17 protein-coding genes are annotated in these 21,386 nt (G+C 42.2%); 10 read left to right on the plus strand and 7 right to left on the minus strand.

Annotated elements, in window-relative coordinates; genetic code table 11:
* Positions 1–12: 12 nt before the first annotated feature.
* From A3775_RS07875 to topA, 7 genes are all read right to left on the minus strand, one after another.
* Positions 13–1,155, minus strand: a complete 1,143-nt coding sequence (locus A3775_RS07875; RefSeq protein ID WP_066424453.1) for an FAD-binding oxidoreductase — start codon at positions 1,153–1,155, stop codon at positions 13–15.
* On the minus strand, positions 1,156–2,064 hold the full coding sequence (locus A3775_RS07880; protein WP_066383945.1) for an isopenicillin N synthase family oxygenase: 909 nt from the start codon (positions 2,062–2,064) through the stop codon (positions 1,156–1,158).
* Between the two features lie 277 nt (positions 2,065–2,341).
* Positions 2,342–4,978 (minus strand): HD family phosphohydrolase, encoded by a 2,637-nt coding sequence (locus A3775_RS07885; RefSeq protein WP_066383943.1) that lies wholly within the window; start codon positions 4,976–4,978, stop codon positions 2,342–2,344.
* A 131-nt stretch (positions 4,979–5,109) separates the two neighbouring features.
* The gene (locus A3775_RS07890; protein ID WP_066383940.1) at positions 5,110–6,048 is read right to left on the minus strand and encodes a hypothetical protein; all 939 of its coding nucleotides are present in this window, start codon (positions 6,046–6,048) and stop codon (positions 5,110–5,112) included.
* Between the two features lie 57 nt (positions 6,049–6,105).
* On the minus strand, positions 6,106–6,555 hold the full coding sequence (aroQ, locus tag A3775_RS07895) for a type II 3-dehydroquinate dehydratase (protein WP_066383937.1): 450 nt from the start codon (positions 6,553–6,555) through the stop codon (positions 6,106–6,108).
* 19 nt (positions 6,556–6,574) lie between these two features.
* The gene (locus A3775_RS24605) at positions 6,575–6,712 is read right to left on the minus strand and encodes a hypothetical protein (RefSeq protein WP_197480108.1); all 138 of its coding nucleotides are present in this window, start codon (positions 6,710–6,712) and stop codon (positions 6,575–6,577) included.
* A 315-nt stretch (positions 6,713–7,027) separates the two neighbouring features.
* Complete coding sequence (topA, locus tag A3775_RS07900; RefSeq protein ID WP_066424455.1) at positions 7,028–9,661, minus strand: type I DNA topoisomerase; 2,634 nt, start codon at positions 9,659–9,661, stop codon at positions 7,028–7,030.
* 1,082 nt (positions 9,662–10,743) lie between these two features.
* Here topA and A3775_RS07905 point away from each other — a divergent pair.
* From A3775_RS07905 to A3775_RS07950, 10 genes are all read left to right on the plus strand, one after another.
* Positions 10,744–11,055, plus strand: a complete 312-nt coding sequence (locus A3775_RS07905) for an RNA-binding protein (protein WP_066383934.1) — start codon at positions 10,744–10,746, stop codon at positions 11,053–11,055.
* Positions 11,056–11,256: 201 nt separating this feature from the next.
* On the plus strand, positions 11,257–12,501 hold the full coding sequence (locus A3775_RS07910; RefSeq protein ID WP_066383933.1) for a hypothetical protein: 1,245 nt from the start codon (positions 11,257–11,259) through the stop codon (positions 12,499–12,501).
* 87 nt (positions 12,502–12,588) lie between these two features.
* Complete coding sequence (gene rpmI, locus A3775_RS07915) at positions 12,589–12,786, plus strand: 50S ribosomal protein L35 (protein ID WP_066383932.1); 198 nt, start codon at positions 12,589–12,591, stop codon at positions 12,784–12,786.
* Between the two features lie 26 nt (positions 12,787–12,812).
* Positions 12,813–13,169 carry a 50S ribosomal protein L20 gene (gene rplT, locus A3775_RS07920; RefSeq protein WP_066424457.1) on the plus strand — a complete coding sequence of 119 codons (357 nt, stop codon included), beginning with the start codon at positions 12,813–12,815 and terminating at the stop codon, positions 13,167–13,169.
* Between the two features lie 12 nt (positions 13,170–13,181).
* Complete coding sequence (locus A3775_RS07925; RefSeq protein WP_066424459.1) at positions 13,182–14,009, plus strand: transporter substrate-binding domain-containing protein; 828 nt, start codon at positions 13,182–13,184, stop codon at positions 14,007–14,009.
* 127 nt (positions 14,010–14,136) lie between these two features.
* Positions 14,137–14,661: a tetratricopeptide repeat protein gene (locus A3775_RS07930; RefSeq protein ID WP_066383922.1), complete on the plus strand. Its 525-nt coding sequence runs from the start codon at positions 14,137–14,139 to the stop codon at positions 14,659–14,661.
* A 528-nt stretch (positions 14,662–15,189) separates the two neighbouring features.
* A complete protein-coding gene (locus A3775_RS07935; protein WP_066424461.1) occupies positions 15,190–17,169 on the plus strand; it encodes a primary-amine oxidase in 1,980 nt (659 codons plus the stop codon).
* A gap of 291 nt (positions 17,170–17,460) precedes the next feature.
* Positions 17,461–17,808, plus strand: coding sequence for a hypothetical protein (locus tag A3775_RS07940; protein WP_156481578.1), 348 nt, complete (start codon positions 17,461–17,463; stop codon positions 17,806–17,808).
* A 231-nt stretch (positions 17,809–18,039) separates the two neighbouring features.
* Positions 18,040–19,566, plus strand: a complete 1,527-nt coding sequence (bchB, locus tag A3775_RS07945) for a ferredoxin:protochlorophyllide reductase (ATP-dependent) subunit B (protein WP_066383917.1) — start codon at positions 18,040–18,042, stop codon at positions 19,564–19,566.
* Positions 19,567–20,035: 469 nt separating this feature from the next.
* Positions 20,036–21,232, plus strand: coding sequence for a site-2 protease family protein (locus A3775_RS07950; protein WP_066424466.1), 1,197 nt, complete (start codon positions 20,036–20,038; stop codon positions 21,230–21,232).
* Positions 21,233–21,386 lie beyond the last annotated feature (154 nt).

Here is a 21,386-nt window from a genome sequence, read left to right on the forward strand (position 1 = left end):
CACAAGAGAGTTTTAATTAGGTGATAATTGGGTAATTATCTCATCTTGATTACCTGTTAAATATTGAGCAAATCTCTGTGCTAACGGTGGTACAAAAACTAGAGGGTTGCTAAATCCAGAGAAAATATGCACCCCTGGAAATCCTGGGATGCTACCAATCAAAGGGAGACTATTACTACTAAATGCTACTAAACAATGATGCCATGTTCCCGGCAAGTTACCTAACGCTGGTAAAACTTTCTTAATACTTTGTCTTAACCAATATTCACTTTCTTGTGCATTGACTTGAGCATCAGCATCTGTGAGAATACGACTGATTTGACCCAGGCGTAAACTACCATCGAGAAATTGAACTGCACCTACATCTAATATCGGTGATACTGGTTGATGATTGGGTTGATTCCACAACTGCTCATCTTGAGTTGATGCAGATTCTAATTTAAATCTTTGCAGATTCGCTGGCATAATTAAGCTGCGTAGCTGTAAATCAATGGGTGCAGTGGCGATAATTTCTGCATGGGTAAAATACAGCTTGATGGGAATACCTGCGGCTTTTAGCAACTGTCGGCTTAGTCCACCAGCACATACTACCACATTCGCGCTGTGATAAGTTCCGTTAGTTGTGTTTACGCCATTTGCTAAGATTTGCACGACTTCGGCTATTTCTATCTTGCCACCACTACGTATAAAGGCTTGAATATAGGCTTGTGCGGTTTTTTCTGGATGAATATGTCCATGTTTGACAGTTAAAGCACCGGCGATCGCCTCTCGATTTAACTGTGGTTCTAATTCACAAGCTTCTGATATACTCAGTAAACGCGGAGGTACTGCACAGTGAGCATATAATTTCGCGGTTGCTTGTGGGTTACTGTCTGCGCTGATGGTGAGTAATAAGTCTAATTCTCGTAACTCAATATCCGCGTCTAATTCTGAAGACAAAACTTGATAACGCGCGATCGCTTCCTGGCATAATTGACGAGTAAGTGGTGTAGTTCCAGACCAATAAGCCAGTCCACCATAACTGTAACGGGTAGCATTTTCTGGTATTGCGTCTTTTTCTAATAACAATACGTTAAAGCCTGTTTTGACTAATTCATAAGCAAGTGCAGCACCCGTAATACCACTACCAATTACAATCAAGTCATAGGTTTTCATTTAGTATGTTGCTTGTAGACGACTTAAGAGATATTCTCCCGCAAGGATGGGAGGATAAATTGCTGGTTGTTGTTTTGTGCAAGTTTCCAAACAAGTAATTTCTGTGTCATCATTTGGATGACAGAAAAACGCTAGAGAATAACGCGACTGTTTGATTCTTTCATCATTGGGAATCATGACTCTATGCTTAGTTGAACAAAATACATGATTTGTCCATCGCTGCATTAAATCACCCGTATTTACTAACACTGTACCAGGTATTACGGGTGCTGCAATCCATTCTCCCTGAGTTGTCTGCACTTCTAACCCGCCGATGTTATCTTGAAATAATAAAGTAATACTCCCATAATCGGAATGTTCCCCAGCACGCACTTGTCCCGCTTGGGGTGATGTTTGCAATGGTGGATAATGTAGCAGTCGCAATGTATGATGATGTTGATTGTGTCTGGTGGTGAAAAAGTCTGCTGGTAATTTTAAGGCTAAAGCAAAAGCTTGGAGTACAGTATTCGCTAATTCTGTACAAGCTTGATAAAATGCAAGAATTACCGGATTTTGTGCTGGTGAAACAGAAGATAACCCAGGTTTAAATAATTCTTGATTGTTGATATTAAACGCTTCTTTTAAATCTCCTGGTTGTTCAGGGTTAAGGCGTTCTCTTTCTACACCAACATAACCTATATTACTAAATTCATCACTCCAGGCTAACTGTTGCTTGATAGCTAAAGGTGAGTTAAAGAAAGATTGACTCAGTGAGAAAACTTCTTTTAATAAGTCTGGAGAAATTCCGGTATTTTGTAAATACATGAAACCAATTTCATGACAAGCTTGATAAATTTGTTTAACTACGGTTTGCTGGTTGGCTGTATGATTATGTTTAAACTCTGCTAAATCAATTAGTGGAATTATCATACTTTTAATCAGTAAGTCGGTGGGAATAAATATAATTATGTTAAGTAATGTAAACTTATGGAAATCGCTTTCGTAGTAAGGACTTTAGTCCTTAAATAAGGACTGAAGTCCTTACTACAAACTTTAATTATTTACACTGTGTTACTTAACATTGCTTTTAAACCTATGATTATTCGCCGTGAAATACAATGGAATCGGAGGGTTCAGAGGAAGAAAAACTAATGACTAATGACTAATAACTAATGACTAATGACTAATAACTAATGACCAATGACTATTAACTATTAACTTTATTCTTAGCTTTTAATTGTGGGTAAGCAATGCGTTTATGATGGAATTGTTGCCAAACTTCTACGAAGATTTCAGCGATTTGTGTCATTTCTTCCCTTGTTAATCCTGAATCTCTCAGTTGATTATCTTGCCATCTAGCACGGAAAATATTATTGAGCATGGTGAAAGCTTGCTCAGGATTCACATCTTTGAGCGATCGCAGTGCAGCTTCACAAGCATCCGCTAACATCACAATCCCGGTTTCCCGTGATTGGGGAATCGGGCCATCATACCGAAAATCAACTTCATTTACCTCAATGCTGGGGTCTGCTTGCGCCATTTGTTGCGCTTGATGATAAAAATACGCTATCAGCATTGTACCCTGATGTTCGGGAATAAACGCTTGAATCGCTGTTGGTAAGCGGTGTTTCCGCGCCATGACTAAGCCTTCGCTAACGTGCTTTTTGATGATTTCTGCACTTTTCCAAGGATCTTGTATCTCTGTTTCGTGTTTGTTCGGCCCGCCCATTTGATTCTCAATAAATCCTAAAGGGTCGTGCATTTTGCCGATATCATGATATAATGTCCCAGCCCTGACTAATTCCACATTACATCCTAATTTTTTCGCTGCCGCTTCCGCTAGGGTGGCTACTGATAATGTGTGTTGAAAAGTTCCTGGTGTTTCTGTGGCTAGGCGTTTGAGTAAGGGACGATTGGGATTTGCTAATTCTGCTAACCGAATCGGGGTAACTACATCAAATAACTTTTCTAGATAGGGACTCAAGCCTAAAGCCACAATACTCCAAGCCAAACCAGATAAAACTAATAATCCTGCTGCTTGCAGCACAATATACCAAGCTGAACCAAAGGCGGCACCAATCAGGAGTTTCATAATTAAGTAAACACCACCTTGAGTCAAGGCGATCGCTACACCCAACAGCGCGAATTCTTCCCGCGATCGCAATCTTTGAGCAATACAACTACCCAAAATTCCGCCCACAGCACCAGCTAAGAGTGTAATTGCACTCACTTCTAAGCTTACTGGTAACAACAGCAACAGTAATACTATGACTGTCACCCCCAAGCTACGCCCATAAAAGCTACCCAACAGCAACCCTACACCCCCCCAAGTAGTGTAAGGTAAACCCATCGCCAGCACTCCAGGGGTACTCAGGGTTAATAGTAAAACTAATAAGTGATCCCGTTGTCGCAAGTGGTATTTAATATTTCTTTCTACCAACACAAAAGTACCAATTGCTCCCGTCACTAAAGTTGCTAATTGCAGCAACCCTAGCCAGTTATTTTCTCGGCGAATCAGTTGATAATGCTCTAGTATTTCAAAATGCTGTTGTGTAATCCTGTCTCCCTTATTGACAATGATCTGACCTCGCTTGACATTAATTAACACAGGTGTAACATCAGCTGCGGCTTGTTGCGCTTGTTTTATGCTTTGTTCTTCGTCTTTTTTTAAATTAGGCTCTAAGACGGCTAGCAACACTTTGCTGGCTAAAGCTTCCGCATTTTTAGGTACAAAAGCTTGTACTTGTAAGCTGACGGCATTTCTTAAAATACTATCTGGTAATCCCCAAGGAATACCTTGGGTAAGAATGCGTTCTGCACTTTGATGAATTCCTGCTTGTGTTTTTGTCCACTCATGATCTGGCAATTGCAGCAGGACTGTTTGATTGTAGACTGTTTGTGTGGTAATCGTATTCAGTCTGAGTAGTTGAGCATGGGCTTGGCTGTATGCTTGACGAGCTTGAGTAATCCGAGCTAAAAGTGTGGATAAGTTCTGCTCGCTAGTGGTGATGCGATAAGCTACTAATTCGGCTAATGCTTGCGTCAACTCACTTTTGCTAGCAATATTAACGGTTTGATTGCCCTGATTTTGACTGTTTTGACTGCTGGTAAATTTATTGTTCCTAGCAGGTTGATTGATTGTATTTTGTCTTTGGATAGCAGTATTTTCAATAGAGGTTAATAACGCCTGCCATTCCGACTCAGAGCAAGAGCGTAGATAATGCTGGGTAGGTATAGACAACACCGAAGCATCGTAAAACGGAAAAGAACCAGCTATGTTACGAATGGTGTTACCTTCATCTAGGATTTTTTGTAACTGTTGATTGATATTTTCAGTAATTTCCGCATCAATCATTAATACTGGTGTGGAAGCTTTACTGGCATTTTTGCGTTTATCTGCGGTTCGCGTCTTATCTTCAATCGTGTCAGCATAAGGCGCGTTAATTGTCTGCGGTGCAATAGTTCCTACTTTTAATTGGGGTTGGTTGTATAATTTATTTCCTATTACACCAGTCAGTGATACAACTGCGATCGCTAAAATCAACGAAGAACGCTTTTCGTGTGCCCAGGCTAGACCTACTGCATCAATCCTACTTTGATTTTTGCCCAATTTTGTCATTGCTCTGAGGTCTATTTTGCGTTTTTGGTGTTCGCTATTGTAACTATTTTTTAATAAATTGAAGAGTATATTTTTGAGGACAAATTTTGGGGATGCGTTCCTAGAGGTTTGACGTTTTTCATGTACACTCACAAGAAATCTACCTTTACGGCTAATTAATTTATACCTTCGCCGCCAATGGCTCAATTGCTGATTTAAAGACTGAAAAAATAGCTGTCTTTTCATTACCTCTAGCCGTAAACAAGAAGCAGGGGAGCGGAGGGAGCAGGGGAGATGTTTCCCCACAATTCTCTAATTTTGTAGGCGTAAGCCTAGCCGTAGGCTATGGGTGAATGTTCAGTGACTCTCACCCATGCTCAACGCGCCCGGATGACGCGAGGAGCTGCATAAACGCAAGGTGAAGCTTGTCCATCAGACATAACACATTCTTCTGCTTGAGATTCTAGAGCATTGAGAGCAGGATCATACACTCCCGACCAAACAGCCGCCAGTGCATCAGCCAATTCTAGCATTGGCGAAATTTGGCTCAGTTCGTCGGTGGTTGCATCTGCTGATACCAGTGCAACTCTCCAATTGACAGGAATACTGACACTGCTGTTATAAGTTCCAGATAAAACACCAGTGATAGCACTGATAGTTGGGGAATGTAAAATCCTCGGTTTTTGTCGCCAGCTACCATGCTCAGGATTAGCCCGTGAAACCGCTAACCGAAAGTCTTCTAAGGTACTGAGAAAGTAGTAAAAAGCCAGAGAAACGCTCAGAATTAGCTTGTCTTCTCTATCCAACTCGGCTTGTACTCTTTCTAACCCTGCTGAGGCTGCTAACAAATTATGTAATTTAATTAAGTTTTGTGGGATTGAGGTAGGAGTCTCGCCAATAAAGGTAATGATTTGTGGGATTAAGGTTTGGGGTTGTAGTTTTTCTGTGAGTGATTGCGCGATCGCATACCCTATAGCTAGAATACTATCCCTCACCACTAGATTGTCATGCCATTTTGACAGTCTCAGTAAATTTTGGTGTAGTTTTACTGGATTGTCATGAAAAAACAATGATATGGGAATTGAGGCGAAAATTACTGTTTTCGGCTTTAAATCCGTAAATTTATGTGGATAAAGCTCTAACCAATTATCTATATCTAATTTGCCCAGTTTAATTAAACTCGTAGCACCGGGAACTACTGCTTGAGCCAAGTCAGAATGAATCTGCTGGTTTGCCTGGTGCATCTGCGCTAAGGTTTCCCCTAGTAATCCGCCCAGTAAAGCACCTCGGAACCGATTTACAAGTGAATAACGCATAGTCTCCAGAAGTAAAAAGTTAAAAGTTAGTTATTTTACCTTTTTACTTTTAACTTTTTACTGAGTTACATGATGCACCAAAGCTTGTAAACCTAACAGGTAACTTTGTACACCAAACCCACTGATTTGACCAATGACTACCGGGGCTATGTAGGAATGATGGCGGAACTCTTCTCTGCGGTAAATGTTACTGAGATGCACTTCTACCGTCGGTATATTTACAGCAGCGATCGCATCTCTTAACGCCACACTCGTATGAGTATAAGCCCCGGCATTTATCAGAATTCCTTGATGTTTTCCTAATGCCTCATGAATTGCATCCACCAACACGCCTTCATGATTTGACTGCACAGGAAAAACCTGTGCTTGTAAATTTTTTCCTGCTGCTTCTAACAGACAGTTAATTTCTGCCAAGGTAGTAGAACCATAAACTCCTGGTTCTCGTTGTCCCAGCAAATTTAGGTTTGGCCCATGCAGCACCAAAATACTTAAATGTTTTCCTGTCAATTATTACACCTGCGGCCTCTTATCTACGACGCGATCGCTCATCTACAGGGATCGGAATCAGTTCTGGTTCCGGCTCTACTTCAGGCCCTAGTAGGGCTTCAATCAGCTTACGCGCCAATTCTTTTAGCTTTTCCAGTACCTTATCTATATAGTCCATTAAACTGACTGCTCCTGAGAGACTACCTCAATTTTAATTAACAGCTACGCAGAAACTGGCGTAATGTTGCACCTCTGGCTGGCAACCAGGCTGATACACACTTTTGTATTTTGGGCATAAACCAATTTTAAAAATTTAGTGTTGTGATCTGCCTTACTTTTTAGAGTATCACATTCGCCACTGATTGAACTGTATTATTCAATGGACAATGGGCAGGGGGCATGAGGAATTGGACATTAGCCAATAGTTAAAAGCCATCACATCAAAATATATTCAGTGACTAATGACTAATGACTAATGACTAATGACTCATAACTAAGCCTTTGCCGTTTTTTTCTTGCTGGTTGTCGTGGACTTGGATTTAGTCGTGGTGGATTTAGTTGACTTGCGGGTTTTGCTAGTCGAGGCTTTAGCGGCTAGCAATTCCAAGGCTTGAGATAAGGTGACATCTTCCACAGATACACCTTCTGGTATCCCCACGTTAGTCTTGCCGTGCTTAATGTAAGGGCCATAGGGGCCGTCGTAGATATTCACTGGTGCATCATCATCGGGATGAGTACCCAATTCCCGTAAAGCCGCTTTCGACTTACTACTGCTAGCACCACGGGTTTTTTTCTGTTCTGATAACAATTCCAAAGCCCTGGCTAGGGAAATTGTCAAGACATCATCACCAGCTTTTAACGAACGGTAATCTTTACCGGCTTTTCCTTGGTCATGGACAACATAGGGGCCAAAACGTCCTAAACTAGCTTGGATTTTACAACCTGTTTCTGGATGTACTCCCAAAGTCCGGGGGAGTGACAACAAACCAATGGCTGTTTCTAGGGTAATGGTTTCGGGAGTCACACCCTTGGGCAAAGATGCTTGCTTAGGTTTGGGGTTTTCCTCTGTCTTGTCCCCTAACTGCACATAAGGGCCATAAGCTCCAATTTTCACGTAAATCGGTTCACCCGTTTCCGGATGACGACCTAGTTGATCTGGACCGGCGGTTTTTTGTCGTAGCAAGACTTCTACCTGTTTAGGGTTGAGGTCGGCTGGTGTTAAATCTTTGGGAATGGAAGCGGTAACTACACCGTCACCATTTTCGACTTCAATGTAAGGCCCATATTTACCAATACGGATTTTAGCGGCTAAATTTTCTAGTTCTACAGTTCTGGCTGTATTCGGATCAATTTGGCTTTCTTGTTCTTTAACCAGGGTTTCCAAACCTTGCTCCCCTAAATAAAAATCCCGTAGGTAGGGTAGCCAGTTAGCTTCACCTTCGGCGATATCATCCAAAGTTTGTTCCATTTTCGAGGTGAAACTAGGGTCAACGATATCGGGGAAATGTTTTTCTAACAAGTCGGTGACGGCGAAGGCGGTAAAGGTAGGAATTAGGGCATTATTCACCAGTTGGGCGTAACCTTTATCGAGGATAGTGCCGATAATGCTAGCGTAGGTACTAGGACGACCGATACCTTCACTTTCTAGGGTTTTAACTAGGGTAGCTTCGGTGTATCTGGCTGGGGGTTGGGTTTCGTGACCGATAGCTTCTAAATCTTGACAATTGGGGTGATCACCAACTTTCAAGTTAGGTAGAATTACTTCCTGGTCTTCTAATGCGGCTTCTGGGTCATCAGAACCTTCCACGTAGGCGCGGAGATAGCCAGGAAAGTCGATCCGCTTCCCGGAAGCGCGGAAACCAGCATCTTCAACTTTTAACTGGACGGTGATTTGGGTTTGGCGGGAGTCAGCCATTTGACAGGCGACGGTACGCTTCCAAATCAAGTCATACAGGGCTAATTCCCGACCACTTAAGCCGGTTTCTTGGGGGGTGCGGAAACTGCTGCCGGCGGGACGAATGGCTTCGTGGGCTTCCTGCGCGCCTTTAGATTTGGTGGTGTATTGTCGGGGTTGGGGACTGAGGTATTCTTTGCCATAGCGTTGTTCGACACAGCTACGGGCAGCTGCGATCGCCTGTTCTGACAAATGCACCGAGTCTGTACGCATATAGGTAATATACCCTTGCTCATACAAGTTTTGAGCAATTCGCATAGTATCCCGTGCAGACAGACGCAGTTTGCGGTTTGATTCTTGCTGCAAGGTGGAAGTGGTAAACGGTGGCGCAGGTTTGCGGGTTACGGGGCGTTCTTCCACTTCGGCAACTGTCCAGGGTTTATCGGTCAGTCGTTCCTTGAGGGCGATCGCCTGCTCCTCAGACAACAGCACCACATTGCGCCCGGCGGCGATTTGCCCGGTGGATGGGTCAAAATCCGCCCCCGTTGCCACTTTCGTGCCTCCTAGGGTGACTAACTGGGCGGTAAATGGGCTTTTATTGTGCTGTAGGTAGGCTTTTAAATCCCAGTATGTGCCTTCTCGGAAAGCCCGACGCTGACGTTCTTTGTTGACTAACAACCGCACAGCCACAGACTGCACCCGTCCGGCAGATAATCCCCAAGCGATTTTTTTCCACAAGAGGGGGGAGAGGGTATAGCCTACTAAGCGGTCTAAAATCCGGCGAGTTTCCTGGGCGCGGACTAGCTGCTCATCGATATTCCGGCAATTTTTCAAAGCCTTGGCGATCGCGTCTTGGGTGATCTCATGGAACACCATCCGCTTAGTTGGCACTTTCGGCTTGAGCAACTGGTATAAATGCCAACTAATGCTTTCACCTTCCCGGTCTTCGTCAGTTGCCAGGATCAGTTCATTTGCTTCCTTTAAAGCATCTTTAAGCTGGGTGACAACTTTCTTTTTGTCTTTAGGTACAACATATACAGGTTCAAAGTCTGCGTCCACATTTACCCCAAGCTGCGCCCATGCTTCCCCTTTGACAGCAGCAGGAATTTCACTCGCCGACTGGGGTAGGTCACGCACATGACCCATCGACGCTTCTACCCGATAGTTTTTTGGCAGGTAGTTGCGAATGGTACGAGCTTTAGTTGGAGATTCGACAATGACGAGAGTTGACATGGAGATTTCAAAAAAAGAGTAGCTGCGAAGCTAAACAGTCAAATTGATGTAATTTTGGCGAAATGTCAAGATGAAAATCGTACTTACTGTAGTTTAAGCCTCATGAAACCTTGACTCATAAGGCGAAAATCCTGCCAATGTTGGGTGCAGTCCTTGATAGAGGTTAAGGTAGAACATCGCTGGATGTGAATTTTTCAGCTATTTCTAATCTTTAACTTATCAGAGGCAGAATTGGCGACTACTGTTTTCACGATACCCCACCAGTCAAATACAGGAATAAGTTTTGTCAGCATCTGGGGGTGTAGGGGGGCAGGGGAGGCAGGGCGAGAAGACTTTCCCCAAAATTCATTAATTTTTTAGGCGCAAGCCCAGCCGCAGGCTATGCGTGAATTTTAAATTGTGAATTGATTTGTCCCCAATCCTTGTTTCCTCAGTCTGTGCCAAAATTAAATCAAATTTGCCAGAAAAAGCGTAGTGGTGTTTTTACTTATCCCCAACCTTAGCATTAGCGTAGCCAGAATCCCCCAATTCTCATTCAGGGAGTGCTAACGAATACAGCAAAGTCCACCCCAAAACCATCGCCATCTCAATGGTCAAGAACATAGACAAAGGCCGCACCGCAACGGGTGTTAATTCAGGGTATTAACTGCACCCGCATCTGTGAACAATTACCAGCAAGTGAATTTAGATAGTTGGGTAGAATATACCCTTTTACAGATTGACAATCCCATTGATATCGAGGCAATTTACTTATTAAAAATAACTGCTTTGCCGCACGGGAGCGAGTCACCTTTTGCTGATTCCTCCTGCTACTAATTCAGCATGGGAGGCTATTTGCAGGGTGAATAGGAGTCTTGACACAGATGATTTAGCTGTGCCAAATTGATTTATCTATAGTCATAAAACCCTGTATTCTACCATACATGAAACCAAATATTTAAAATGAGACTTTACGAACCATGAAGTTGTGCTAAAATATAATAGGAGAAGTTAAGTTCGGCGATACGTATCTTGTTGTTAGTCATAATTGCAAGCGGCTCTCCGGATCAACATCTCTGCCCCAATGGATTCTGGAGAGTTTCATGTCAATCTACGTAGGGAACCTATCCTACAGCGTCACTCAAGACGACCTCACTAAAGTATTTTCCGAGTACGGAGAAGTTAAGCGTGTTCAGTTACCTACAGACAGGGAAACTGGACGCGCTCGTGGCTTTGGTTTCGTTGAAATGGAAACTTCAGCTGCTGAAGATGCTGCTATCCAAGCTTTGGACGGTGCTGAATGGATGGGTCGTGTAATGAAAGTTAATAAAGCTCGTCCACGGGAAGAGAAAGGCACTCGTGCAGGCGGTGGTGGTTGGGGAAAAAATAATGGTGGATACTCACGACAATATTAAGTCTTGAGAAAATTCAACCTTTAACAAAAATAACTTATCCCATAACTGGCGGTTCGGTCATTTACTGAACCGCTTTTTGGATTTGTCGGTAAAATACTTGATGATTTCTAAATACCAAATTCTTAACAGGTATTGTAAAACTTATTGAGAATTGTGACCGTCAACTCTATGAAGACGATACATATCTGATCAGAAGTTACGATGAAATCGAGAAATCAAAGATTGCCTTTGGTGAGTAAGAAAGGCTGGGTTTTTGGTCTGGCATTCACAAGTCTAGTATTATCTGGGTTTGATGTGGCTGGCAAAAATACAGCGATGGCATCTCCTACACCAGAAATTATACAATTAGCGCAACGCTCCCAGAATCGCTTACCGCGCAACATTGCCAATGCTATAGTTAGGGACGCATCACAGCGTTCAGGGGTAGCAATTAGCAATATTACCATTTCTCAAGCTACAGGCAAAACCTTTGCTAATTCTTGTATATTTAACTTTGGCGAGGTTTGCACTAGGGAATATCGACCGATTGAAGGCTGGGAAGTGATTGTACAGGTACGGAATCAATCATGGACATATCATGTCAATCAATCTGGTTCCCAAATCCTGTTAGATCCTCAAGTGAGTGTAGAGGGAAATACCCTACCCGAAGCGATCGCCAATAATGTTGTGAGGGATGCTAGTAGACGTTCTGGTGTCTCAAGACGAGAAGTAGAAATGATCTCAGCCAAACCCAGAACTTTTAGTAATTCCTGTGAGTTGAACTTTGAGGAAATTTGCCCACAAATATATAACCCCATTTTAGGCTGGGAAGTAGAGGTTAGGGTGCGGAATCGTGTCTGGGTTTATTACGTAGACCGCTTCGGTTCTAAAATCGTTCTAGATCCCAAAGTCAGTCAACAGGGAAATCATACACTACCTAGAACGATCGCTAGTAATATTCTCGTTGATGCAGCTAGGCGTTTTGATGTCACCATACCTGAAGTAGAAATCACTGGCGTTAGCCGCAACACCTTTGCTAATTCCTGTGTATTTGCATTTGGAGAAGTGTGTACTGAGGAATATCAACCCATTGAAGGCTGGGAAGTCACAGTCAGGGTGCGGAATCAATTTTGGACTTATCACGCTAGTGAAACTGCTTCTCGACTGGTTTTAGATCCCAAAGCGATGACAGAGGGAAAAAATACACTACCCAAAGCGATCGCTAATAATATTTTGGATGATGCCATCAAACGTTCTGGCTTATCTCAACGACAAGTAGAAATTACCAACATCACAGCCAAAACTTTCGGTAATCCTTGTGAGTTCAACTTTGGGGAAATTTGCACCAAGGAATACAACCCCATCTCAGGCTGGGAAGTCATTGTCAGAGTGCAGAATCAATTTTGGACTTATCATATCAATCAAATAGGTGATCGAATTGTCTTAGATCCCAGATTTGTAGGTTAAGTTTAGCAGTCCATTGCGTTTAGCTTTTAGTTTCAAACTTGTTTGATTAGTATATAATGAGGGATTGTGTCGAATTAAAGTCAATCCATGCCTAAACTGAAAACACGCAAAGCCGCCGCGAAACGGTTCCGCGCCACTGGTAGCGGTAAAATCGTCCGTCGCAAAGCTTTCAAAAACCACCTTTTAGAACACAAAACCACCAACAAAAAGCGTGGCTTGTCTAAAATGGCAGTCGTTAACGAACGCGACGAAGAAAATGTCCGCTTGATGCTGCCTTATTTGTAAAATAGTAGACTCTTTAGGAATAGAATATGACCCGTGTAAAACGCGGTAACGTTGCTCGTAAACGCCGCAATAAAATCCTTAAACTAGCTAAAGGTTTCCGTGGTTCTCACTCGACTCTGTTTAGAACCGCCAACCAACAGGTAATGAAAGCACTACGCAGTGCTTACCGCGATCGCAAAAAGAAAAAGCGCGATTTTCGCCGCCTGTGGATTACCCGCATCAACGCTGCTGCTAGACAACATGGTTTAAGCTACAGTCAGTTGATGGGCAGTCTGAAAAAAGCTAACATTCAACTCAACCGTAAAATGTTGGCACAGTTAGCAGTTCTCGATCCGGCTGGCTTCAGCAAAGTTGCTGAATTGGCAATACAAGTTAAAGGTTAACGGTGAACAAGGATGAATAACAGATGTAACAGATGGCAAAAAATTAGTCGGTTACATCTGGTATTGTCCGTTACCATAATTTGCCTTTTCTGCGTGTTTTTCCCAACAGGCTTGACTGCATCTGCCGCAGAAATGCCAGAAATTCAACGAAGGGGTTATATAATTGTTGCAGTTAAAGATAACTTGCCGCCTTTGGGATTTCAGGATGCAAGCGGCAAACTGCAAGGCTTAGAGATTGACTTAGCACAGCGTTTAGCGGCGGATTTGTTGGGGAAAGCCGATGCTGTAAAATTGCAACCAGTGAAGAATCGCGATCGCTTACCCTTAGTTTACAATCATCAAGTAGATATGGCGATCGCCAGAGTCACAGCCACCGAATCACGCTCACGCTTAGTGAGTTTTAGTGTTCCCTATTATTATGATGGTACTGTCATAGTCACCAACAACGACTCAATCAAACAGTTGAGTGATTTGAAACGTCAGAAAATAGCTATCTTAAACCATTCTAGTACAATTGCTGATATTCGTTATTACATCCCCGAAGCGAAATTAGTAGGGGTGAGTTCTTACGCAGAAGCGCAAGATAAGATAGAAAACCAAGCTGTAGTAGGGTTTGCCGCAGATGCTAGCGTATTGAGTGGTTGGGTGAGAGAAAATAACCAGTATCGGATATTACCGACAAAATTATCAACAGCACCCTTATCTGTAGTCATGCCCAAAGGATTACAGTACGATGAGATGAGGCGGAAAGTCAACGAAGCGATCGCCAGCTATATCGGCAAGGGCTGGTTAAAAGAACGGATCGAATATTGGGGGTTAGTCGCGTCGCTACGCTCCTAATTCAAAATTCAAAATTCAAAATTCATTATCCCCAGTCAACAGTCAACAATCAACAGTCAACAGTCAACAGTCAACAAAAAACAGATAATAGATATAGAAGCAAGTTTAATATTTTGATTTGAAGGCAATGGATAACAGTCTAGCGGTTGTTTATCTCTCTGTGTTGGTGGGTTTACTAGCATTTACAGTTGTGACTGTTTTTCGCCAACTGTTCAAAACTCGCAAACGTGAGAGTGCTTTATCGCGCTTACGCAACAAATTGACTAAAGAGAAGGGTACAGTACAAGAATACTACGAACTAGCTTGTATTTATTCTGAGAAAAAAGTGTTTAGCCAGGCTTTACCGTTGTTTCAAAAAGCCCTGAAAGCTGCCGAAGAAGAAGGAGAAGAAAATACTGCTCCTATTTACAATGGTTTAGGTTACGCTTATTTTGCTCAAGAGCAATATGATTTAGCGATTCGTCAGTACAAAGAAGCACTAAAATTGAAACCAGATTATGTAGTAGCACTCAATAATCTGGGTCATGCTTACGAGCGTAAAAAATTGAATGCTCAAGCGTTACAAATGTACGAAGAAGCCCTAAAATTTCAACCGAATAACGCCACAGCAAAACGTCGTGCTGAGTCTTTGCGGCGTTTAGTAGTTGCTTAACATCAAACTTTGTAGTGTACCCCTCCGGGGAAGCAAGCTACGCGTAGCGTCCGCACCAGAGGACTTTAGTCCTCTCCAAGCGATACTACGCTAACAAGATAACGTAGAAATTGTTTGTAGTGAGGACTTTAGTCCTCTCCAAGCGATACTACGCTAACAAGATAACGTAGAAATTGTTTGTAGTAAGGACTTTAGTCCTCTCCAAACTAACAAGATATAGCAGATTGAACCGAATAAAACACATTATTATCTGCGTTTATCTGCGTTTATCTGCGTTTAATTATTTTTCTGCTCACTCTCGTTCAACACCACTGTAAGGACTAAAGTCCTTACTACGAACAGAATACTTGAACGCTTCACTCTCGTTCAACACCACTGTAAGGACTAAAGTCCTTACTACGAACAGAATACTTGAACGCTGATACATCCCCGATTTTTTGAAAAAGTCGGGGATTTAATTGTGCTTTAATGCGGTTTTTTGTCTGATTTTTGGAAATAAATAACAATCAATTTCCAAACTGCTGAAACATGAATAAGCGAATTAGGCTATTTTGTTGTTTAGCCATTAGTATTATTGTCGGGTTTGTTCTCTCACTGAAATTAATGGGGACAGTTACCGCACAACAGCCAAAAATAACACATCCCCTTACAGCATTAACAGAGGCGGAAATTAAAACGGCTGTAGCGGTAATTAGAAAAGAAAAGCCTTTGAGTGATATGGCTGGTTTTCCCCTAATTGCGTTAGCTGAACCAGATAAAAACGAGGTGTTGAAATTTACACCGGGGCAACCATATCAGCGTCAAGCTTTTTTGGTAGTGTATGAGCGATCGCAAAATAAAACCTATGAAGGTGTTGTTGACCTGAAAACGCAACAAATCACATCTTGGCAGGAAATCCCCAAAGTACAACCTGCAATCATGGCTTCAGAATACGAGATAGCAAGGCAAGTTGTCAAGTCTGATCCTCGATGGCAAGCAGCGATGAAAAAGCGGGGAATTACAGATTTTAACCAAGTGCAGATTAGTTGCTGGGCGGCAGGAATTTTAAGCCAGGAAGAAGCCGCAGCAGGTAGCCGCATTTGTCGGACTTTATTATTTTATAGAGGCGGCTGGAATTATTACGGCAGTCCCATAGAGGGTGTATTAGCCACAGTTAATTTAAATACAAACACAGTCAGCAGTTTTATGGATAACGGCATAGTTCCCATATCTAAAACAAATTGGAACTATGATTTACAGTCGTTAGGTAAACTGCTGTCACCGCCAAAACTGTTAAAAATTCTGCAACCGAATGGTAAGACTTTCCAAATTAAAGGTAATGAGATAACTTGGCAAGGTTGGAAATTTCGCTACATGATGCACCCCCGTAGCGGGTTGGTGCTATATCAAGTCAGCTATCAAGACGGTGAAAAACAGCGTCCTGTATTATACCGCGCCAGTTTATCGGAGATGGTAGTACCTTATGGTGATCCTAACCCCACTTGGTCATTTAGAAACGCCTTTGATGTCGGGGAATATAACCTAGGGTTACTTGCCAACACAATGGAGTTAGGGAAAGAAGTTCCTGAAAATGGCGTATTACTTGATGCTGTGTTTGCCAATGAAGAAGGCGAACCTTATACAATGCCGGGAGTAGTGGGTATTTACGAGCGCGATCGCGGTATACTCTGGAAGCACTACGAATATAACACCCAACGTAATGATGTCCGCCGTAACCGAGAATTAGTCATCACCATGACTGCGGCAATAGACAACTATGATTACACCACTAATTGGATATTTCATCAAGACGGGACAATAGAAGTAGAAAACGACTTAACGGGGATTGTCTTAGCACAGGGAACGACTGAGGAACAAGAGACATTTAACAATTCCTATGGACGAATGATAGCAAAAAACACCTTTGGCGTAAATCATCAACACTTTTTTAACTACCGCTTAGATTTTGATGTTGATGGACAAGCTAATTCTGTCATGGAAATGAACGTCAATAGTTTACCAATGGGGAAAAATAACCCTGTAGGAAACGCCATCATCGTAGAAGATACCCCATTAAAAACAGAAAAAGCGGCAGTAAGGGATGCAGATATCAAACATAGTCGAGAATGGATGATAACGAGTGCAGACAAAAAGAACAATTTAGGTGCTGCACCTGCATATATGTTGATGCCTGGAAGTAATACAATATTGTTTCCCGTAGAAGGCGCAAAAATTCGTCAGAAAGCTGGCTTTGCAACTCATCATTTTTGGGTGACAAAATATCAACCTAATGAATTATATGCAGGTGGTGATTATCCCAATCAAACCGCACCAGGGGAAGGCTTACCAAAATATACTGCTGACAATGAAACATTGACTAATGAGGATATTGTGGTATGGTACACAATGGGTATTACTCATGTCCCTAAACCAGAAGACTGGCCAGTAATGCCAGTTCATAAACTAGGATTTAAAATAAGTCCGAGAGGATTTTTTAGTCGTAACCCTGCGCTGAATTTACCAGAATAGCTGAGAGATAAATATAGCTATATCTGGCATCATTCTCAATTAGTGAAAGGCGATGCACAGCCAATAACGTAAAACTAAGGTTGCGAGTAAATTGCCAGCAATGCCCACCCTACAAAAACTCGCATCCAGTTAAAATCAAATTAACTTTTGATTAAGATGACAATTTTTGCGATTTTCTGCTGAAGATTTGGGAAAACTAAATTAGCAGTATTTCCCGAAGGTATGAGAATCAAATCCTTAAACCAAACCCATCTACTTCTGATAATCTCCATCCTGCTGGCTATTTTCTCAGTGTCATCTGTCGTCAGAGATATCTTTACAGAAAGACAGAGACAACAAGCGAAACAGCGACTAGAAGATAACTTAAAACAAGGTGAATTACTCGTCAAACAAGATAAACAAAAAACAGCAGAATTTGCCCAAGTAAATAACCAACTCAAAGAATGCAACGTAAAACTCAAACAACTAGGACTTGAGAAATTTCCAGAAGAATGTAATAACACATTAACCCAAGCCCAAACATTAATCAAAGACATCGAAACAAATAAACAAAAATACGAACAACTTCTGCAACAAATCAAACAAGATTATTGCCTAGCTTACCCAGACACAGAAAATCAAGATTGCAAAAAACCTTAACACCCAAAAAAACCTCCGCGCCCCTTTGCGTTTACCTCCGCGCCCCTTTGCGTTTAAAAATCTTATAAAAGTAATTAATACCTACAAAAACAGATAACAAAAAATTGCAGAACTTTAAGAATCATGTAAATTAAAAACCATCAACTGGTTTTAAAGACAAAATCAATCAAAATCAAAGAAGTAATCAAGCCCTTATAGACCAGTTATTTAAAATAACGCGGGAGAATATTAATGAAACTAGCTTACTGGATGTATGCAGGCCCAGCCCATATTGGTACACTGCGAATTGCTAGCTCATTCAAAAACGTTCATGCAATAATGCACGCACCCCTGGGCGATGATTACTTTAACGTCATGCGCTCCATGCTATCGCGAGAAAGGGACTTTACGCCAGTTACAGCTAGTGTAGTTGACCGCAACGTTTTAGCGCGTGGTTCTCAAGAAAAAGTAGTTGATAACATCACCCGCAAAGACGCAGAAGAACACCCAGACTTAATTGTATTAACACCCACCTGCACCTCTAGCATTTTGCAAGAAGACTTGCACAACTTTGTCGAAAGGGCGCAGTTAGAAGCGAAAGGTGACGTAATGCTAGCAGATGTTAACCATTATCGGGTTAACGAATTGCAAGCAGGCGATCGCACCCTACACCAAATCGTGCAATTCTACATTGAGAAAGCCCGTAAAAAAGGCGAACTCCCCACCAACAAAACCGAAAAGCCCTCAGTTAACATCATTGGTATTTCAACCCTTGGTTTCCACAACAACCACGACTGTACTGAACTAAAAAGGTTGATGGCTGACTTAGGAATTGAAGTCAACGCCGTCATTCCCGAAGGTGCATCAGTTCACGAATTGAAAAATTTACCCAAAGCTTGGTTTAACCTTGTACCGTACCGGGAACTAGGCTTAATGGCGGCTAATTATCTGCAAGCAGAATTCGGTACACCTTACGTAGACATTGCCCCAATGGGTGTTGTAGAAACTGCCAGATGTATCCGCAAAATTCAGGAGATAATTAACGCCCAAGGTGCTAATGTTGATTACGAAGAGTATATCAACGAGCAAACCCTGTATGTATCTCAGGCTGCTTGGTTCTCCCGTTCCATCGACTGTCAAAACTTAACTGGTAAAAAAGCCGTGGTGTTTGGCGATAATACCCACGCCGCCGCCATGACTAAGATTTTATCACGGGAAATGGGGATTCATGTAGTGTGGGCAGGAACATACTGTAAATATGATGCTGACTGGTTTCGGGAACAGGTAAGCGAATACTGCGACGAAGTGCTGATTAGTGATGATCATGGTACGATTGGGGATGCGATCGCTCGCGTAGAACCTGCGGCTATTTTCGGTACGCAAATGGAACGCCACATCGGGAAACGGTTGAATATACCTTGTGGTGTGATAGCTGCACCTATCCATGTGCAGAACTTCCCCATCGGTTATAAACCATTTTTAGGTTATGAAGGTACAAATCAAATTACAGATTTAATCTACAATTCCTTTACTTTAGGAATGGAAGACCATCTGTTAGAAATCTTTGGCGGACATGATACCAAAGAAGTAATTACTAAGGGAATATCTGCCGAATCTGATTTAAATTGGACAAAAGATGGTTTAGCAGAATTAAATAAAATTCCTGGTTTTGTGCGTGGTAAAGTGAAGCGAAACACCGAAAAATTTGCACGCGATCGCGGTATTAAAGATATCAGTGCTGAGGTACTTTATGCAGCGAAGGAAGCTGTGGGTGCTTAGAGGATAAAACCTAACCCCAAGGGGGAATTGTAGAGACGTTTCATGAAACGTCTCTACATTAATTTTTTGTTTCGCGCATACCGCTAAAGCGGAACCGCAGGCAAGGCGCATACCGCAAGCGGATCTCGCAGAGTAGGCGCAAAGAAGAACGTAAGAAGGGTTTGTAGTGAGGACTTTAGTCCTCTCCTAAAGACGCTACGCCCAAAAAATCAGGACTAAAGTCCTTACTACGAGCTTAAAATACTATGTTAGTTGGGTAAGTACGATATAAGTTGAAATCACTATTGACTGAAATTTAGATTTTTCTGTTTTTTAAAGGCTGAAGTCGATTTGATTGTCTATTCTAGGATCTAGGGTAGATCAAGCAGCAACCGCGCTTTTATCTATCTATTCAATAAAAAATTTGTATGTAAAACACACATACCTGTGTGGTATGTCTGCTGAAAATCTTTAGGTTCAGGGCGTTGTAATGCAAACAAATTGGAAAATCGGGTCTTTATTTGGTATTCCGCTATTTTTAGACCCTTTATGGTTTTTAATTTTGGGATTAGCGACTCTCAATTTTGGTGTAGCTTACCAAGAATTGGGAACTGTCACAGCTTGGAGTGCAGGGTTAATCATGGCACTGTTGCTGTTTGCATCGGTATTATTGCATGAATTGGGTCATAGTTTAGCGGCGCGATCGCAAGGAATTAAAGTTAATTCGATTACCCTATTTTTGTTTGGTGGTATCGCAGCGATAGAAGAAGAATCAAAAACACCGGGTAAAGCGTTTCAAGTCGCCATTGCGGGGCCGTTGGTGAGTATTGGGTTGTTTTTGTTACTGCGATTAGGGAATAATGTAGTTCCTGATAGTAGCCCAATTAGTATGATGGTGGGAGACTTGGCGAGAATTAACTTAGTTGTTGCTTTGTTTAACTTGATACCAGGGCTACCTTTAGATGGAGGACAAGTTTTAAAAGCTGCACTCTGGCAAATTACCGGAAATCGCTTTCAAGCGGTACACTGGGCGGCAAAGGCAGGACAACTTTTAGGATATGGTGCGATCGCCTTGGGATTTGCGGTAGACTACTTTACTAGAGAGTTAGTCACTGGATTGTGGATAGCGTTGTTAGGTTGGTTTGCAATTCGTAACGCCAACAGCTACGACCGTGTTACCACATTACAAGAAACCTTACTCAAAGTCACAGCCACCGATGTAATGACTCGTGATTTTCGCGTCATCGATGCAGACCAAACCTTACGTAGTTTTGCGGATGCTTACCTGTTAGAGACAACAGCCCCAGAAGTTTATTTTGCAGCTTCCGATGGACGTTATCGGGGAATGGTCGCTATTGAAGATTTACGCTTAGTCGAAAGAAGCGCATGGGAAACGCAAACTCTCCACAGTATTGTGCATCCCCTGACCGAGATACCCACAGTTGCGGAATCAACATCTATAGCAGAAGTCATCAACAAATTAGAAAATGACAACTTACCACGTATTACTGTACTCACACCTGCGGGTGCTGTGGCTGGGGTAATTGACAGAGGAGATATAGTTAAAGGATTAGCGCAGAAGTTAGGCTTGCGGATGACGGAGGACGAAATTAAGCGCATCAAAGAAGAAGGTAGTTATCCGCCTGGGTTGCAATTGGGCGTAATTGCTAAGTCTACCGTGAATTGATTTTGATGGGAATTATTCAACGCCGATGCACGCAGATAAACGCAGATAATTAGCCAGTGTTATCCGTGTTTATCAGCGTGTATTTTAACATTTTGCAGTAGGGTGGGCATTGCTTGCAAGTTGCTAAGACCTTGATACCGTTTCTTGATGTAGC

Source organism: Anabaena sp. 4-3 (assembly GCF_001597745.1).
Taxonomy (GTDB): Bacteria; Cyanobacteriota; Cyanobacteriia; order Cyanobacteriales; family Nostocaceae; genus Trichormus.

What these genes read in the sequence shown, in the direction of transcription:
- A3775_RS07875 (WP_066424453.1), bottom strand. Translation starts at nt 1,155, where the DNA reads ATGAAAACCTATGACTTGATTGTAATTGGTAGTGGTATTACGGGTGCT.
- A3775_RS07880 (WP_066383945.1), bottom strand. Translation starts at nt 2,064, where the DNA reads ATGATAATTCCACTAATTGATTTAGCAGAGTTTAAACATAATCATACA.
- A3775_RS07885 (WP_066383943.1), bottom strand. Translation starts at nt 4,978, where the DNA reads ATGAAAAGACAGCTATTTTTTCAGTCTTTAAATCAGCAATTGAGCCAT.
- A3775_RS07890 (WP_066383940.1), bottom strand. Translation starts at nt 6,048, where the DNA reads ATGCGTTATTCACTTGTAAATCGGTTCCGAGGTGCTTTACTGGGCGGA.
- A3775_RS24605 (WP_197480108.1), bottom strand. Translation starts at nt 6,712, where the DNA reads ATGGACTATATAGATAAGGTACTGGAAAAGCTAAAAGAATTGGCGCGT.
- topA (WP_066424455.1), bottom strand. Translation starts at nt 9,661, where the DNA reads ATGTCAACTCTCGTCATTGTCGAATCTCCAACTAAAGCTCGTACCATT.
- A3775_RS07905 (WP_066383934.1), top strand. Translation starts at nt 10,744, where the DNA reads ATGTCAATCTACGTAGGGAACCTATCCTACAGCGTCACTCAAGACGAC.
- A3775_RS07910 (WP_066383933.1), top strand. Translation starts at nt 11,257, where the DNA reads ATGAAATCGAGAAATCAAAGATTGCCTTTGGTGAGTAAGAAAGGCTGG.
- rpmI (WP_066383932.1), top strand. Translation starts at nt 12,589, where the DNA reads ATGCCTAAACTGAAAACACGCAAAGCCGCCGCGAAACGGTTCCGCGCC.
- rplT (WP_066424457.1), top strand. Translation starts at nt 12,813, where the DNA reads ATGACCCGTGTAAAACGCGGTAACGTTGCTCGTAAACGCCGCAATAAA.
- A3775_RS07925 (WP_066424459.1), top strand. Translation starts at nt 13,182, where the DNA reads ATGAATAACAGATGTAACAGATGGCAAAAAATTAGTCGGTTACATCTG.
- A3775_RS07930 (WP_066383922.1), top strand. Translation starts at nt 14,137, where the DNA reads ATGGATAACAGTCTAGCGGTTGTTTATCTCTCTGTGTTGGTGGGTTTA.
- A3775_RS07935 (WP_066424461.1), top strand. Translation starts at nt 15,190, where the DNA reads ATGAATAAGCGAATTAGGCTATTTTGTTGTTTAGCCATTAGTATTATT.
- bchB (WP_066383917.1), top strand. Translation starts at nt 18,040, where the DNA reads ATGAAACTAGCTTACTGGATGTATGCAGGCCCAGCCCATATTGGTACA.
- A3775_RS07950 (WP_066424466.1), top strand. Translation starts at nt 20,036, where the DNA reads ATGCAAACAAATTGGAAAATCGGGTCTTTATTTGGTATTCCGCTATTT.